The organism is Cupriavidus malaysiensis, assembly GCF_001854325.1.
GTDB lineage: Bacteria > Pseudomonadota > Gammaproteobacteria > Burkholderiales > Burkholderiaceae > Cupriavidus > Cupriavidus malaysiensis.
On sequence record NZ_CP017755.1, the window covers coordinates 2,735,378 to 2,750,530 of the forward strand.

At 71.3% G+C, this 15,153-nt stretch carries 13 protein-coding genes, 1 tRNA gene and 1 pseudogene; 11 read left to right on the forward strand and 4 right to left on the reverse strand.

Going from position 1 to position 15,153, the window contains the following annotated elements; genetic code table 11:
• Positions 1-2: 2 nt before the first annotated feature.
• From BKK80_RS31510 to BKK80_RS31545, 8 genes are all read left to right on the forward strand, one after another.
• Positions 3-815 carry an SDR family NAD(P)-dependent oxidoreductase gene (locus tag BKK80_RS31510; protein ID WP_071022235.1) on the forward strand — a complete coding sequence of 271 codons (813 nt, stop codon included), beginning with the start codon at positions 3-5 and terminating at the stop codon, positions 813-815.
• 119 nt (positions 816-934) lie between these two features.
• Positions 935-3,124: an alpha-ketoacid dehydrogenase subunit alpha/beta gene (locus tag BKK80_RS31515; RefSeq protein ID WP_071018571.1), complete on the forward strand. Its 2,190-nt coding sequence runs from the start codon at positions 935-937 to the stop codon at positions 3,122-3,124.
• A 43-nt stretch (positions 3,125-3,167) separates the two neighbouring features.
• Positions 3,168-3,656 (forward strand): VOC family protein, encoded by a 489-nt coding sequence (locus BKK80_RS31520; RefSeq protein WP_071018569.1) that lies wholly within the window; start codon positions 3,168-3,170, stop codon positions 3,654-3,656.
• A 1-nt stretch (position 3,657) separates the two neighbouring features.
• On the forward strand, positions 3,658-4,950 hold the full coding sequence (locus BKK80_RS31525) for a pyruvate dehydrogenase complex dihydrolipoamide acetyltransferase (protein WP_071072679.1): 1,293 nt from the start codon (positions 3,658-3,660) through the stop codon (positions 4,948-4,950).
• A gap of 9 nt (positions 4,951-4,959) precedes the next feature.
• Positions 4,960-6,375, forward strand: a complete 1,416-nt coding sequence (lpdA, locus tag BKK80_RS31530; RefSeq protein ID WP_071072680.1) for a dihydrolipoyl dehydrogenase — start codon at positions 4,960-4,962, stop codon at positions 6,373-6,375.
• Positions 6,376-6,440: 65 nt separating this feature from the next.
• The gene (locus tag BKK80_RS31535) at positions 6,441-7,181 is read left to right on the forward strand and encodes an SDR family NAD(P)-dependent oxidoreductase (RefSeq protein WP_071038825.1); all 741 of its coding nucleotides are present in this window, start codon (positions 6,441-6,443) and stop codon (positions 7,179-7,181) included.
• A gap of 93 nt (positions 7,182-7,274) precedes the next feature.
• A complete protein-coding gene (gabD, locus tag BKK80_RS31540; protein WP_071072682.1) occupies positions 7,275-8,723 on the forward strand; it encodes an NADP-dependent succinate-semialdehyde dehydrogenase in 1,449 nt (482 codons plus the stop codon).
• Positions 8,724-9,145: 422 nt separating this feature from the next.
• Complete coding sequence (locus BKK80_RS31545; RefSeq protein WP_071072684.1) at positions 9,146-9,982, forward strand: shikimate dehydrogenase family protein; 837 nt, start codon at positions 9,146-9,148, stop codon at positions 9,980-9,982.
• Positions 9,983-10,051: 69 nt separating this feature from the next.
• Here BKK80_RS31545 and BKK80_RS36835 read toward each other — a convergent pair whose 3' ends face one another.
• From BKK80_RS36835 to BKK80_RS38055, 3 genes and pseudogenes are all read right to left on the reverse strand, one after another.
• Positions 10,052-10,249: a hypothetical protein gene (locus tag BKK80_RS36835; protein WP_156811437.1), complete on the reverse strand. Its 198-nt coding sequence runs from the start codon at positions 10,247-10,249 to the stop codon at positions 10,052-10,054.
• Between the two features lie 21 nt (positions 10,250-10,270).
• A tRNA-Arg gene (locus tag BKK80_RS31550) sits at positions 10,271-10,347 on the reverse strand.
• Between the two features lie 159 nt (positions 10,348-10,506).
• Positions 10,507-10,698: pseudogene (locus BKK80_RS38055) on the reverse strand (RidA family protein); the annotation flags it as partial.
• Positions 10,699-10,880: 182 nt separating this feature from the next.
• On the opposite strand from BKK80_RS38055, the gene BKK80_RS31560 reads away from it, so the two are divergent.
• The gene (locus BKK80_RS31560) at positions 10,881-11,540 is read left to right on the forward strand and encodes a carbonic anhydrase (protein WP_071018556.1); all 660 of its coding nucleotides are present in this window, start codon (positions 10,881-10,883) and stop codon (positions 11,538-11,540) included.
• A gap of 197 nt (positions 11,541-11,737) precedes the next feature.
• Complete coding sequence (locus BKK80_RS31565; RefSeq protein ID WP_071018554.1) at positions 11,738-12,316, forward strand: antibiotic biosynthesis monooxygenase; 579 nt, start codon at positions 11,738-11,740, stop codon at positions 12,314-12,316.
• A 43-nt stretch (positions 12,317-12,359) separates the two neighbouring features.
• Here the strand turns inward: BKK80_RS31565 and BKK80_RS31570 are convergent, their stop codons facing one another.
• Entirely contained in the window at positions 12,360-13,562 is a 1,203-nt protein-coding gene (locus BKK80_RS31570; protein ID WP_236903858.1) for an FAD binding domain-containing protein, read from the reverse strand.
• A 379-nt stretch (positions 13,563-13,941) separates the two neighbouring features.
• Between BKK80_RS31570 and BKK80_RS31575 the strand changes: the two genes are divergently transcribed.
• Positions 13,942-15,144, forward strand: a complete 1,203-nt coding sequence (locus tag BKK80_RS31575) for an MFS transporter (RefSeq protein ID WP_071072686.1) — start codon at positions 13,942-13,944, stop codon at positions 15,142-15,144.
• Positions 15,145-15,153 lie beyond the last annotated feature (9 nt).

A 15,153-nucleotide genomic window follows, 5' to 3' on the forward strand; every position in this document is an offset into this window, starting at 1 on the left:
GCATGCAGCACGGATATCCCGACGCCCAGCCGTTCGCGCCCGCCCGCTATCCCGGCCTGGCCGGCAAGGTCGTGCTCGACACCGGCGCCGCCAGCGGCATCGGCCGCGCCATGGCGCACGGCTTCGCCCGCCACGGCGCGCGCCTGATGCTGCTCGACCTCGACGCCGGCGGCCTGGCCGCCGCCAAGGCCGAGCTGGAGGCCGCCCATCCCGGCGTGGAGGTGGAGACCGTGCGCGCCTCCATCACCGACCCCGAGGCGGTCGAGGCCGCCTGCGCCGCCACCGAGGCGCGCTTCGGCCGCATCGACGTGCTGCTCAACAACGCCGGCATCTCGATGAACAAGCCCTCGCTGGAGCTGACGCCGGACGACTGGCGCCGCGCCATCGACATCGACCTGAGCGGCGTCTTCTTCTGCACGCAGGCCGCGGCGCGCCGCATGGTGCGCCAGGGCGGCGGCAACATCCTCAGCACCGCCTCGATGTGGGGCCTGGCCTCGTCGGCCCGGCGCCTGGCCTATTGCGCGGCCAAGGCCGGCGTGGTGTCGCTGACCAAGTCGCTGGCGGCCGAATGGGCCGAGCACAACATCCGCGTCAACGCAGTGTGCCCGGGCTACACCCGCACCGCGCTGGTCGACTCGCTGCTGGCGCGCGGCGCCATGGACGGCGAAGCCCTGCTGGCGCGCACGCCGCTGCGCCGCTTCGGCACGCCGGAAGAGATGGCCGAGGTGGCGCTCTTCCTCGCCTCCGACGCCGCCGCCTTCATCACCGGCCACGCGCTGGTCTCCGACGGCGGCTGGACCGCCGACGGCTTCTGAACGCGGGCGCCCCGAGCCGCCCCGGGGCCACCCGAGACGACAAGACACCACACCACACCACACGACGCGCCGCAGTGCGGCGCATCGCAAGAACCACTGGACCACAAGGATTCCTTCTCATGTCTGAACGTAGCACCCTGCGCCCCGCCGCCGAATGGGTGGAACTGCGCGCCACCGACGAAGACTGGGCGCGCGCCGACCCCGCCCTGCTGGGCTCGCTGCTCACCCATATGCACCTGATCCGCGGCTTCGAGGAAGCCGTGCTGGAGCTGGCCGCCGAGGGCCTGGTCCACGGCCCGGCCCATTCGAGCATCGGCCAGGAAGGCGGCGCCGCCGGCTCGCTGGTCACGCTGAGCGGCGCCGACCAGATCAACGGCTCGCACCGCGGCCACCACCAGTTCCTGTCCAAGGCGCTCGGCTACCTGGCCCCGGCCGGCCTCGACCCGCGCGCGCCGCTGGCGCCGGCGGTGCAGACCCTGCTGCAGCGCACGCTGGCCGAGATCCTCGGCCTGGCGCAGGGCTTCTGCAAGGGCCGCGGCGGCTCCATGCACCTGCAGTGGGCCGAGGCCGGCGCGCTCGGTACCAACGCCATCGTCGGCGGCGGCGTGCCGATGGCCGCCGGCGCGGCCTGGTCGCACAAGCACGCGGGCACCGACGCCGTGGCCATCACCTACTTCGGCGACGGCGCGGTCAACATCGGCTCGGTGCTGGAGACCATGAACCTGGCGGCGGCATGGCAGCTTCCGCTGTGCTTCTTCATCGAGAACAACCGCTACGCGGTGTCGACCACGGTGGAGGAATCGACCGCCGAGCCGCGCCTGTCCGCACGCGGACTGGCCTTCAACATCCCCAGCTGGAAGGTCGACGGCATGGATCCGCTGGCCGTGCACCTGGCCACGCAGGAAGCGCTGGCGCACATGCGCGCCGGCAAGGGCCCGACCATCATCGAGGCCGACCTGTACCGCTTCTTCCACCAGAACGGCCCCTTCCCCGGCAGCGCCTTCGGCTACCGCAGCAAGGAAGAGGAACAGCAATGGCGCGCGCGCGACCCGCTCGAACTGATGGCGCGCCGCATGCAGGAGCGCGGCCTGGTCAGCGCCGAAGAGATCGCCGCGCTGCGCGAGCGCGTCAAGCAGGCCATGCGCGAGGCCGCCGCCGCGCTGACCGAGGCCGATCCTTCGGGCAAGCCGGGCAAGCGCCGCATCCGCCCCGAGCTGTGGCCCAGCCCGGACTTCCGCGACGTCGGCATCCGCAGCGACCTGCGCGAGCTGCAGGGCCTGCGCTACGCCGAGCAGGACAGCTTCGGCGGCAAGCTGGAAACGCGCAAGTTCATCGACGTGGTGGCCGACGTCATGCACCGGCGCATGCAGGCCGATCCCTCGGTGGTGGTGATGGGGGAAGACGTGCACCGTCTCAAGGGCGGCACCAACGGCGCCACGCGCGGCCTGCGCGACAGCTTCCCGGCGCGCGTGCTCGGCACGCCGATCAGCGAGAACGCCTTCGTCGGCCTGGGCGGCGGCATGGCGCTGGATGGCCGCTTCAAGCCGGTGGTCGAGTTCATGTACCCCGATTTCATGTGGGTGGCGGCCGACCAGGTCTTCAACCAGATCGGCAAGGCGCGCCACATGTTCGGCGGCGAGAGCGACGTGCCGCTGGTGCTGCGCACCAAGGTGGCGATGGGCACCGGCTACGGCTCGCAGCACTCGATGGACCCGGCCGGCATCTTCGCCACCTGCCCGGGCTGGCGCATCGTCGCGCCGTCCAGTCCCTTCGACTACGTCGGCCTGATGAACACCGCGCTGGCCTGCAAGGACCCGGTGCTGGTGATCGAGCACGTCGACCTGTACAACAGCTCGGGCACGGGCCCGGTGGATGACCTCGACTACCACCTGCCGGTGGGCAAGGCCGCGCTGCGCCGCCAGGGTGCCGCGGTGACCGTGATCGCCTACCTGTCGATGGTGGGCCATGCGCTCGAAGCGGTGGAGCAGACCGGCGTCGACGCCGAGGTGATCGACCTGCGCTGGCTCGACCGCGCCAGCCTCGACTGGGACACCATCGAGGCCAGCATCCGCAAGACCAACAATGTGCTGATCGTCGAGCAGGGCGCGCGCGGTACCTCCTACGGCGGCTGGCTGGCCGACGAGATCCAGCGCCGCTGCTTCGACTGGCTGGACCAGCCGGTGCAGCGCGTGACCGGCGCCGAAGCGGCGCCCAGCATCTCCAAGGTGCTGGAGCGCGCCGCCGCGGCGCGCACCGAGGAAGTGGCCGCCGGCCTGCGCCAGGTGATGCGCGACCAGGGCGCCGCCTGATGCGCGCCTGCCCCGACCCATCGATGCAGCCAAGGATTTCCCCATGACCCTGAACATGATCGTTCCCCTCGAGGTCGGCATCGCCGTGCGCGACCTCGCTCCGATGCGCCGCTTCTACGAGCAGGTGCTCGGCCTCGCCTTCGTCAGCGAGGTGCAGGTGCCGCCGGCCGCCGCCGCGCAGGCCGCCATGCACCGCGACGGCTACACCGCCGTGCGCCTGCAGACGCCGCGCGGCGAGCGCGTCAAGCTGCTGGCCCCGGCCACGCCGCCGGCGCCCGCCGCGGTGCCCGGCTATATCCTCGACAAGGCCAACGCCAGCTACCTGACCTTCATCGTCGACGACCTCCAGGCCGTGGTCGAGCGGCTGGCCGCCGCCGGCGCACGCCTGCTGACCGGGCCCCGGCGCGTCGAAGTCCGCGCCGGCACCTGGCTGGCCTTCTGCCACGACCCCGAAGGCAATGTGCTGGAGTTCGTGCAGTACGACGACATCGCGGCCTACCGGCCCGACCTGTTCCCGGCGGAGGCGCACTGACATGGCGATTCTGCTGCGCATGCCCGAGGTGGCGGCCAATGCCACCCATGCCACGCTGCAGGCGTGGACCCGCGAAGAAGGCGAGACGGTCGCCGTGGGCGACTGCGTCGCCGAGATCGAGACCGACAAGGCGGTGGTCGAGCTGAACGCCGACGCGACCGGCGTGCTGGGCCGCCGCCTCGTCGCCGCCGGCCAGGAGGTCGAGGTCGGCGCGCCCATCGGCGTGCTGCTGGTCGACGGCGAGAGCGCCATCGATATCGACGCGCTGATCGCCGCCGCCGGCGGTGGTGGCGCGACCCCGACCGCGGCCGCTGCGGCCGCCGCGGCCGAACCGACGCCGGCCACCGCACCGGCGGCCGGCGCGGCCAGCCCGGCCGCCGCGCCCTCGTCCCGCGTGTTCGCCAGCCCGCTCGCGCGCCGCCTGGCGGCCCGGCTCGGCGTCGACCTCGCCGCGCTGCGCGGCAGTGGCCCCAACGGCCGCGTGGTCAAGCGCGACGTGGAGCAGGCCGCGCAAGGCGGCCGCCCGCCGGCGGCTCCGGCCGCTGCCCCCGCCGCCTGCGCCAGCGCTGCCGTGCCGGCAGCAAGCACAAGTGCCGCCGCGCTGCCCGCCGATGCCGCTTTCACCGAGGTGCCGCACAGCAATATGCGCCGCACCATCGCGCGGCGCCTGTCGGAAAGCAAGGCCACCATTCCCCACTTCTACCTGGTGGCCGACTGCCGCATGGAGGCGCTGCTGGCGCTGCGCGCGCAGGTCAATGCCGGGGCCGCGCGCAAGATCTCCGTCAACGACTTCATCGTGCGCGCGGTGGCGGTGGCCCTGCGCGAGGTGCCCGGGGCCAACGTGGGCTGGACCGACAGCGCGATGCGCCACTACCGCGAGGCGGACGTGGCGGTGGCCGTGTCGACCGGGACCGGCCTCATCACCCCCATCGTGCGCGGCGCCGACCGCAAGCCGCTGTCGGTGATCAGCGGCGAGATCGCCGACCTCGCCGCGCGTGCCCGCGCCGGGCAGCTGCGCCCCGAGGAATACCAGGGCGGCAGCTTCAGCGTCAGCAACCTGGGCATGTTCGGCGTAAGCGAGTTCTCGGCCATCATCAATCCGCCGCAGGCCGCCATCCTGGCGGTCGGCGCCACCCAGGCGGTGCCCGTGGTGGAAGACGGCGAGCTGCGCCCCGGCCAGGTCATGCGCTGCACGCTGTCGGCCGACCACCGCGCCATCGACGGCGCGCTGGCCGCGCAGTGGCTGGCCGCGTTCAAGCGGCTGGTGGAAAACCCCTTGTCAATGTTGATCTGAGGACGCGACGTGACTGCATCCGCATTCGACCTGGTCGTCGTCGGCGGCGGCCCCGGCGGCTACGTGGCCGCCATCCGCGCCGCGCAACTGGGCATGAAGACCGCGCTGGTGGAAAAAGCGCAGCTCGGCGGCGTCTGCCTGAACTGGGGCTGCATCCCGACCAAGGCGCTGCTGCGCTCGGCCGACGTGCTGCGCCTGGTCAATGGCGCGGCCGCCTTCGGCGTGCGCGCCGGCAGCGCCAGCGCCGACCTGCCGGCCATGGTGGCGCGCTCGCGCGCGGTGGCCGCCCAGCTCAACAAGGGCGTGACCCACCTGATGAAGAAGCACGGCGTGACGGTGATCAGCGGCCACGCCCGCCTGGCCGGCCGCGGCCGGCTCGAGGTGGAGGGCGGGGCGGAGAGCGGGGCCGACGGCGGCCGCCAGGCCCTGTCGGCCCCGCACATCATCCTTGCCACCGGCGCGCGCGCGCGCCAGCTGCCGGCGCTGCCGGCCGACGGCAAGACGGTGTGGAGCTACCGCGAGGCGCTGGCGCCGCCGAGCCTGCCGCGCCGCCTGCTGATCGTCGGTGCCGGCGCCATCGGCATCGAGTTCGCCAGCTTCTACCGCGCCGTCGGCGCCGAAGTCACGGTGGTGGAGATGGCCGAGCGCATCCTGCCGGTGGAGGACGAGGAGATCTCGGCCCAGGTCGCCGCCAGCCTCAAGCGCGACGGCATCGCATTGCATGTGGCGACGGCGCTGGAGCGCGCCGAGCGCCACGGCGAAGGCTGGGCGCTGACGCTGCAGCCGCGTACCGGCGCCGCCACGCGCGTGGAAGCCGACGTGGTGCTGGTGGCGGCCGGCATCGTCGGCAACGTGGAAGACCTCGGCCTGGAGCACACCGCGGCCAGGGTCGAGAAGACGCATCTCGTCACCGACGGCTTCGGCCGCACCGGCGAGCCCGGCCTGTACGCCATCGGCGACGTGGCCGGTCCGCCCTGGCTGGCGCACAAGGCCAGCCACGAAGGCGTGATCTGCGTCGAGCACATCGCCGGCCTGGATCCGCACGCGCTCGATCCCGCGCGCATCCCGGCCTGCACCTACAGCCACCCGCAGGTGGCCAGCGTGGGCCTGACCGAGGCCCAGGCGCGCGCGCTCGGGCGCGAGGTCAAGGTGGGCAGGTTTCCCTTCGTCGGCAACGGCAAGGCCATCGCCATGGGCGCCACCGCCGGCCTCGTCAAGGTGGTGTTCGACGGCGCCAGCGGCGAGCTGCTGGGCGCCCACATGGTCGGCGAGGAAGTGACCGAGATGATCCAGGGCTATGCCATCGCGCAGACGCTGGAAACCACCGAGGCCGACCTGATGGCAGCCGTGCTGCCCCACCCCACCCTGTCGGAAGCCATGCACGAAGCCGTGCTGGCGGCGTACGGCCGCGCCCTGCACATCTGAGCGGCCCGGGCCCCGAGCCGCGCGACCGACACCTGCGCCACAGACAACCCTATCCAGGAGACACCATGTACGACTTCGACCAACGCACCCTGCTGCTGACCGGCGCCAACGGCGGCATCGGCCGCGAGACCGCCCGCCTGTTCCACGCGCACGGCGCGCGCCTGGTGCTGACCGACCTGGACGAGGGCGGCCTCGCCGCCTTCGCGCGCGAGCTCGACCCCGCCGGCGAGCGCGTCGCCACGCTGCGCATGGACGCGGCCGATCCCGGCGACAGCGCACGCGCCGTGGCGCTGGCGCAGGAACGCTTCGGCGGCATCGACTTCCTGGTGCCGTCGGCGGGCCTGTACGAGGCCCAGCCGGTCGACGGCATGAGCGACGAGCAATGGCGGCGCACGCTGTCGATCAACCTCGACGGCGTGTTCTACCTGGTGCGCCGCGCCATGCCGGCGCTGCGCGAGGGCAGCGCCATCGTCAACCTGACCTCGGTGGCCGCCCACCGCGGGGCCTACTACAACGCACACTATTCGGCCTCCAAGGGCGGCCTGCTGAGCCTGACGCGCAGCCTCGCGCGCGAGCTGGGCCCGCGCACGCGGGTCAACGCGGTCTCGCCCGGCATCATCGCCACGCCGATGACGGCCGATCTGATCCAGAAGCGCGGCGCCGACTCGGTCGAGCAGACGCCGCTCAAGCGCCTCGGCCAGCCGCGCGAGATCGCCACCGCGATCGGCTTCCTGTGCAGTTCGGCCGCCAGCTTCATCACCGGCGAGGTGCTGCACGTCAACGGCGGCCTTTACATCGCCGGCTGACGCCGGCAGTAGAATCGAAGCGGAGCCCGCCGCCGCGCGGGCACCGGTCACCTTGCAGCGCCCCCACTCTCATCGTCGCCAAGGAATCCCATCATGCTCACGCTCAAAGACCCCTCCCTGCTGCGCCAGCAGTGCTATATCGACGGCCGCTGGGTCGACGGCGCACGCCATATCGCCGTCCTCAATCCCGCTACCGGCGAGCACGTGGCCCAGGTGCCGCAATTCGGCGCCGAGGAAACCCGCCAGGCCATCGAGGCCGCCAACCGCGCCCTGCCCGCCTGGCGCGCGCGCACCGCCAAGGAGCGCTCGGCGCTGCTGCGCAAGTGGTTCGAGCTGCTGCTCGCCAACCAGGACGACCTCGCCGCCATCATGACCGCCGAGCAGGGCAAGCCGCTCACCGAGTCGCGCGGCGAGATCGCCTATGCGGCCTCCTTCATCGAGTGGTTCGCCGAGGAAGGCAAGCGCGTCTACGGCGAGACCATCCCAGCGCCGATCAGCAGCCAGCGCATCGTCGTCACCAAGGAGCCGGTGGGCGTGTGCGCCGCCATCACGCCGTGGAACTTCCCCGCCGCCATGATCACGCGCAAGGCCGGCCCCGCGCTGGCGGCCGGCTGCACCATGGTGCTCAAGCCGGCCTCGCAGACGCCGCTGTCGGCGCTGGCGCTGGCCGTGCTGGCCGAGCGCGCGGGCATCCCCGCCGGCGTGCTGTCGGTGGTGACCGGCTCGGCCGCCGCCATCGGCGGCGAGCTGAGCCACAACCCGCTGGTGCGCAAGCTGACCTTCACCGGCTCCACCGAAGTGGGCCGCGAGCTGATGGCGCAGACCGCCTCCACCATCAAGAAGGTATCGATGGAACTGGGCGGCAACGCCCCCTTCATCGTCTTCGACGACGCCGACCTCGATGCCGCGGTCGAAGGCGCCATCGTCTCCAAGTACCGCAACGCCGGCCAGACCTGCGTATGCGCCAACCGCCTGTACGTGCACAGCAAGATCTATGACGCCTTCGCGCAGAAGCTGGTGGCCGCGGTCGCCGCGCTCAAGGTGGGTAACGGCATGGACGACGGCGTGCGCATCGGGCCGCTGATCGACGGCAAGGCGGTGGCCAAGGTCGAGGAACACATCGCCGACGCCGTCTCCAAGGGCGCGCGCGTGCTCTCCGGCGGCAGACCCCACGCGCTCGGCCACACCTTCTTCGAGCCCACCGTGCTGGCCGACGTCAAGCCCGGCATGCTGGTGGCGCGCGAAGAGACCTTCGGCCCGGTGGCGCCGCTGTTCCGCTTCGACACCGAGGACGAGGTGGTGGCCATGGCCAACGACACCGAATTCGGCCTCGCCAGCTACTTCTACGCACGCGACCTGGGCCGCGTGTGGCGCGTCTCCGAACGGCTGGAGTACGGCATGGTGGGCGTCAACACCGGTCTGATCTCGAACGAAGTGGCACCGTTCGGCGGCGTCAAGCAGTCAGGCGTCGGCCGCGAAGGCTCGCACTTCGGCATCGAGGACTACCTGGTCGTGAAGTACACGTGCATGGCGGGAATCTGAGGGGGTGCCTGGTGCCGCTGGCAGGCACCATCATCCCGGATACGGGCCTGGGCGCGACGCTGGCGCCTGCCCTCTCCCCCGGCCCCTCTCCCGCAAGCGGGAGAGGGGAGCGAACCGGCGCGGTGCAAACCCCGTCGCGCTGAACGAAGCCGAAACGAGATGCACCAGCACCGCACACCAAGCATAGTGTCTTGGCTCCCTCTCCCCGCATGGGGAGAGGGCGGGGGAGAGGGGTGGTCTAGCAAGGCACCACATCCAGCGAAGCCCTCGGTGAGATCCAGCACACGAGCAAACCAACGAAGCCCTCAGCACGATCCAGCACGCGAGCAAACCAACGAAGCCCTCGGCGCCCGCATCACCAAGTCCTCCACCGACAACCCTCCCAACCACGGCAGCATCACCCAACCAACGCCAACCACACCATGCAGATCGACGGCAACACCCAACTCGTCGGCATCGTCGCCGCGCCGGTTTCCCATGTCCGCACCCCGCAGCTGTTCAATGCCGCCACCGCCAGGCAGGGCCTCAACGCGGTCTGCGTGCCCTTCCACGTCGCCCCCGAGGAACTGGCCGCTTTCCTCGACGGCGCCCGCGCGATCCAGAGCCTGAACGGACTGGTCGTCACCGTGCCGCACAAGGAAGCCGTAGTGGCCGCCTGCGGCGCGCTGAGCGACACGGCGCGCCTGGTCGGCTCGGTCAATGCCATGCGTTTCGACCGCGACAAGGGCTGCTGGAGCGGGGGCAACTTCGATGGCGACGGCTTTGTCGCCGGCCTGCGCGAACGTGGCCACGCGCTGGCCGGCAAGCGCGTGCTGCAGCTCGGCGCGGGCGGCGCGGGCAAATCGATGGCCTATGCCATGGCGCGCGAGCGGCCGGCCGAGCTGGTCATCCACAACCGCTCGGCCGACAAGGCGCAGGAGCTGGCCGCGCGCCTGCGCGCGGCGGTGCCCGGCGTCGACATCCGCGCCGGCGGCGACGATCCCGCCGGCTTCGACGTGGTCGTCAATGCCACCGCGCTGGGCCTGCGCGACAGCGACCCGCTGCCGCTCGCGGCAAAGCGCCTCGATGCGTCGACCCTCGTCTGCGAGGCGGTGATGCGGGAAGAGGAGACGCCGCTGCTCAGGGCGGCACGCGCACGCGGCTGCGCCATCCATCACGGGCAATGGATGCTGTATGGGCAGATCGTCGAGATCGCGCGCTTCCTGGGCGTGCCGCTGCGCGCGGAATGCGTGGAGCGCATCCTCGGCCCGGCGGACTGAAGCCGCTGCGCGGCGTGGACTTTCGGCAACGGCGGGATGCTGCGCACGGCACGCGGCGACGGGCAGACATCATTGTTTGCAATCGGCGGCGCAGCGCGCGGCTACGATCCAGTCCGCTGTGGCAATTCCGCTGATCTGCCGCAGCTTGCGCCGTCCGCCGCCGCAGCGCGGACGGCGCTTTTCCTTGCCGCCGGGGCCGCACCCCGGCCGGCCGGCGCGGGCGCATAAAAAAACGGCCTGGAAGCTTGAGGCTTCCAGGCCGTCCATCTGCTACATCCTGAGAATAGGTGGCGCGGCTGGCAGGATTCGAACCCACGACCCCTTGGTTCGTAGCCAAGTACTCTATCCAACTGAGCTACAGCCGCACGCGAGGACGTGACTATAACTGAACCACGGAAAAAGGCAAGTACTTTCGTCGATCGCCCTGCGATGCGGTCCGCGTCGCGGCCGCCGTGGACCCAGGCAGCCGCGACCGCCTTGATCTCGACCAGCAGGTTCGGCCGCGCGAGCGACGCCACGCCGAGGATCGTCCAGGCCGGGAATTCGCGCGTGATGCAGCGCGCCTTGATCTCCCGGAACGCGCCGAGCTGTTCGTCGATCCGGACGTGGTAGGAGACCAGCTCGACCAGGACCTCGAAACCCAGCCCCTCGTGGACCAGGACCGCACCCAGGCGCCGGAAGGCGAGCTCGATCTGCTCCTCCACGCTATCGGGCACCGTGCCGTCCGGGCGGATGCCGACCTGGCCGGAGATGAAGACAAGGCCGCCGGCAGTGCGCCGGAACGGGGCGGGTCCCCGTGCCCCGGGAGGCCCGACATCGGCGATAATCTGGGCCGCACCGGCATGGCAGCGTATCGAACGACCATGCCAGTATCGAGCATTCGAATCGGGAGGACGCCATGCGTGACATCATCGACGGCTTTCTGCGCTTCCAGCGCGAGGTCTATCCGCAACGGGTCGAGCTGTTCAAACAGCTCGCCACGACACAGAACCCAAAGGCACTGTTCGTCACCTGTTCGGATAGCCGCGTCGTGCCTGAGCTGCTCACCCAGCGCGAGCCGGGCGAGCTGTTCGTGATCCGCAACGCGGGCAACATCGTGCCGTCGTACGGCCCGGAGCCCGGTGGCGTGTCGGCCACCGTCGAGTACGCGGTGGCGGTGCTGGGCGTGCGCGATATCGTGATCTGCGGGCATTCGGACTGTGGCGCGATGGGCGCGATCTCGCGCTGCACCTGCCTTGACCACCTGCCGGCGGTGGCGAACTGGCTGCGCCACTCCGATGCGGCCAAAGCCATCAATGCGGCCCATCAGTTCGATACGCCTCGCGCCAAGCTCGATGGCCTCGTGCGTGAGAACGTGATCGCGCAACTGGCCAACCTGCGCACCCATCCATCGGTGGCGCTGGCGCTCGAACAGGGACGCATGAGCCTGCACGGCTGGGTCTACGATATCGAGACCGGCAGCATCGATGCGCTCGATGGCAAGACGCGCCGTTTCGTACCGCTCGCCGAGTCGCCGACCACCGTTGCCGTGTCTTCGCGCAACCGCGGACAGGTGTGACAGCCTTCCCGCCCGGGAACAGGAGACCTGCGCCTGCAGCCGTCTCGCACGAGACGGCATCCGCTTCAGCAGCCGTTCCCGCTTCAGCGCCCCCGCGGTGACGGGCACCGCGGCCCCGCCGCTTTCCGCGTAAGATGGAGCGCTTCGGCCACGGCGCCGCCTCGGGCCGCCGGCCTCCGCCACCCACCGGAAGCGCGATGAACCCGACCGCCCCCATGCCGCAGGAAGCGCCGCAGGAAATCGTCACCAGCATCATCGTCCATGACGTCGCGCCCGACGCCGTCGCGCAGTACGAGGCGTGGCTGGCGGACATCCGCGCCGCCTCGTCGAAATTCCCCGGCTACCTGAGCACCGACGTGATCCGTCCGGCCGGCGGCAGCCGCGAGTACGCGACCATCGTCCGCTTCGCCGACTTCCACAGCCTCAGCGCCTGGATGGAATCCGATGAGCGCCGCCGGCACATCGCCGACATGGGCCCCGCGCTGCGGCAGGGCGACCGCTACGAGATCAAGACCGGGCTCGATTTCTGGTTCACGCCGAAACACGCGCCGGTCAAGGTCCCGACCGCGTGGAAGCAGTGGCTCGTCACCTGGAGCGCCATCCTGCCGCTGAGCATCGTCGTGCCATGGGGCGTCCTGCCGCTGCTCGGGCAGCTCGGCTTCGACCACGACGCCTTCGTGAACAAGGCGGCCGTGACCGCGGCCATCGTGTTCCTGATGGTCTATGTGGTCATGCCGCGCTATACGCGGCTCGTCGCGCCCTGGCTGTTCAAGTAAGCGGCGCGCGGCGGGCCGAGCCGGCCGGCCCCGGCACCCGCGCTCAGACAGCACCGGCCGTGGCGGCCCCGTGGAACAACAGCAGGTTGCCGGTCTCGGTACCCTGGCGCCGCAAGGCCTTCCCATACGCGACCTGGGCCGGCTCCCAGCGCGCCAGCGCCGCGGCGATATCGGCCGGCGCAGATTGCAGCGCATCCGCCAGCGCCAGCGCATTGGCCGCCGCCTTGGACGTGCTGGCCGCCGTATGCGGACGCGGGATCGAGCCGGCGTCGCCCAGGATCGCGATGCGGCCGGACACCATGTGTTCGGAAGCCAGGTCCCGGATGGCCTGCGCGAACGGCTGCTCCGTCGCCGCGACGATCGCGCGGAAGGGCTCGGGCAGCAGGGCCTCGGCATCCTGCTGGAGATGGGCGAGCCAGCGCTCGTCGAGCAGGCCCTCCGGCACCGAGTAGCCGCGCGCCTTGCCATTGCGGTCGGTCATCACCGCAGCGAGCATGCGTGCGTCCGCGACGCGGTACCAGACCCAGTTGTAGAAGCGGTGGCCAGGGCGCGTGTCGTTGTGCTCGCCCGGCACCAGATAACCGAGGATGTGCGAGCCCCGGTTGTTGGCGAAGCCGAAATCGCCGGCCAGCATCTGGCGTGTCGACTCCGGCATGCGGGACTCCGGGACCAGCCCGCGCCAGGCCAGGTAGCCGGCATACGAGGGCCGCGCTTCGGGCCAGATCTGCTGGCGCACGGTCGAGTTGCCGCCGTCGGCGCCGATCAGCAGGTCGCCGGTCTCGACGCTGCCGTCGGCAAAGCGGGCGGTGACGGTGCCGGCCGCCGCATCCTGCTCGATGCCGACCAGCGTCCTGCCCTGCTGATAGCCGGCCTCGCCGAAGGCTGCGCGCAGCCGCGAGTAGATCAGGGACCACGATGTCTGCATCTGGGGCGCGAAGCGCCGGCTGCGCACCGTCCCGTCCGGCTCCAGCACGGTCCGGTAGCGGGAGGCGACGCCCAGCTCGACCTCGCCGGCATCGATGCCCAGGCGGCGGAACACCTCGATCACCTCGGGCTGCAGCACGATGCCGCCGCCGCGGCTGTCGAGGGCATGCGGCGAGCGCTCGTAGATGTCGACCTGCCAGCCGATGCGGCGCAGCAGGTTGCCGATGAACAGTCCCCCGAGGGAACCGCCGATGACCAGCGCGCGGCGCGCCGGGGTGTGCTTGGTATCTATGACAGGCCTCCTTGTTTTGTCGGAGGCCACAGTACGCGCGGCGCGGCCGCGGGAGAATCGCCACGCAGCGCTGCACAGCTTTGCGTCCGGCGCAACGCCTGCGCTGCGGGCCGGCAGGACGGTGCGGAACCGGCCGCGCCGCGCCGGCGCCAGGCCGGCGGCCCCGCCGCAAGCGCCGCCGCCGGCACTTATTGATCAATAGATCATCAACGGACCGCCTGCGGCGCCTCCTGCCCTGGCGCCGGCCGCTTGCCATGGCCGGCGCGCGCCGGCCACCACCCGCAGCGACGTCCCGACGGCGGCTTTGTGCTGGACGCAACGCTACCTTGCGCTGCGCCCTCATTCCAAGCCCGCCTTGCGCCACCTAAGCTTCGGCACATCCCAACCCCGATGCCCGAAACCCGAAGCCATGGAAACCACGACCTCCTCCCTCCACAGCGGCTCGCACCAGGCGGCCGCGCCGATGTCCCCGGCGCTGATTGCGCTGTTCTCGCTGTCCGCCGGCGTGCTGGTGGCCAACCTCTATTACGCACAGCCGATCATCGAACTGATCGCACCGGCCATCGGGCTCTCGCCCCAGGGGGCGAGCGTCATCGTCTCGCTGACCCAGATCGGCTACGCGATCGGCCTGTTCTTCCTGGTGCCGCTCGCCGACCTGCTGGAGAACCGCCGCCTGCTGATGCTCAGCGGCGCCGCCGCCGCGCTCAGCCTGGTCGGCGCCGCGCTGTCGTCGCAACCGGGCTGGTTCCTGCTCGTCTCGCTGCTGCTCGGCCTCAGTTCCGTCAGCGTGCAGATCCTGATCCCGCTGGCCGCGCACCTTGCCCCCGAGGCGCTGCGCGGGCGCACCGTCGGCACGATCATGGGCGGCCTGCTCTCCGGCATCCTGCTGTCGCGGCCGCTGTCGAGCATGCTGGCGCAGTTCTTCGGCTGGCGCGCCGTGTTCTTCTCGGCGGCCGCGATGACGCTGGCCACCGTCGCCATCATCGCCATGACCCTGCCGCGCCGCGTGCCGCAGCATCGTGCCAGCTACGCCAGCCTGATCGCCTCGCTCTGGCACCTGCTCGCCCGCTACCCGGTGCTGCGCCAGCGCGCGCTCTACCAGGGCCTGCTGTTCGCCGCCTTCAGCCTGTTCTGGACCGCCGTGCCGCTGGAGCTGGCCAGCCGCCAGGGCCTGTCGCAATCGCAGATCGGCATCTTCGCCCTGGTCGGCGCGCTGGGCGCCATCGCCGCGCCGATCGCCGGCCGTCTTGCCGATGCCGGCCATACCCGCCTGGCCTCGTTCGGCGCCATGGTCGCCGCCGCCGCCAGCTTCCTGCCCGGCCTGGCCGCAGGGCACGCCGCGCTGTACGGCCTCGCGCTGACCGGCATCGTGCTCGACTTCGCCGTGCAGATGAACATGGTGCTGGGCCAGCGCGCGATTTACGCGCTCGATGCCGCCAGCCGCGCACGGCTCAATGCGCTGTACATGACGTCGATCTTCGCCGGTGGCGCGCTCGGATCGGCAGTCGCCAGCACGCTGTATGCCCACGCCGGCTGGCATGGCGTGATCGCCGCCGGCAGCGGCCTGGCCCTGGTATCGCTCGCCGCGCTGGCACTGGCCCCGCGCCGCTGATTCGGCCCG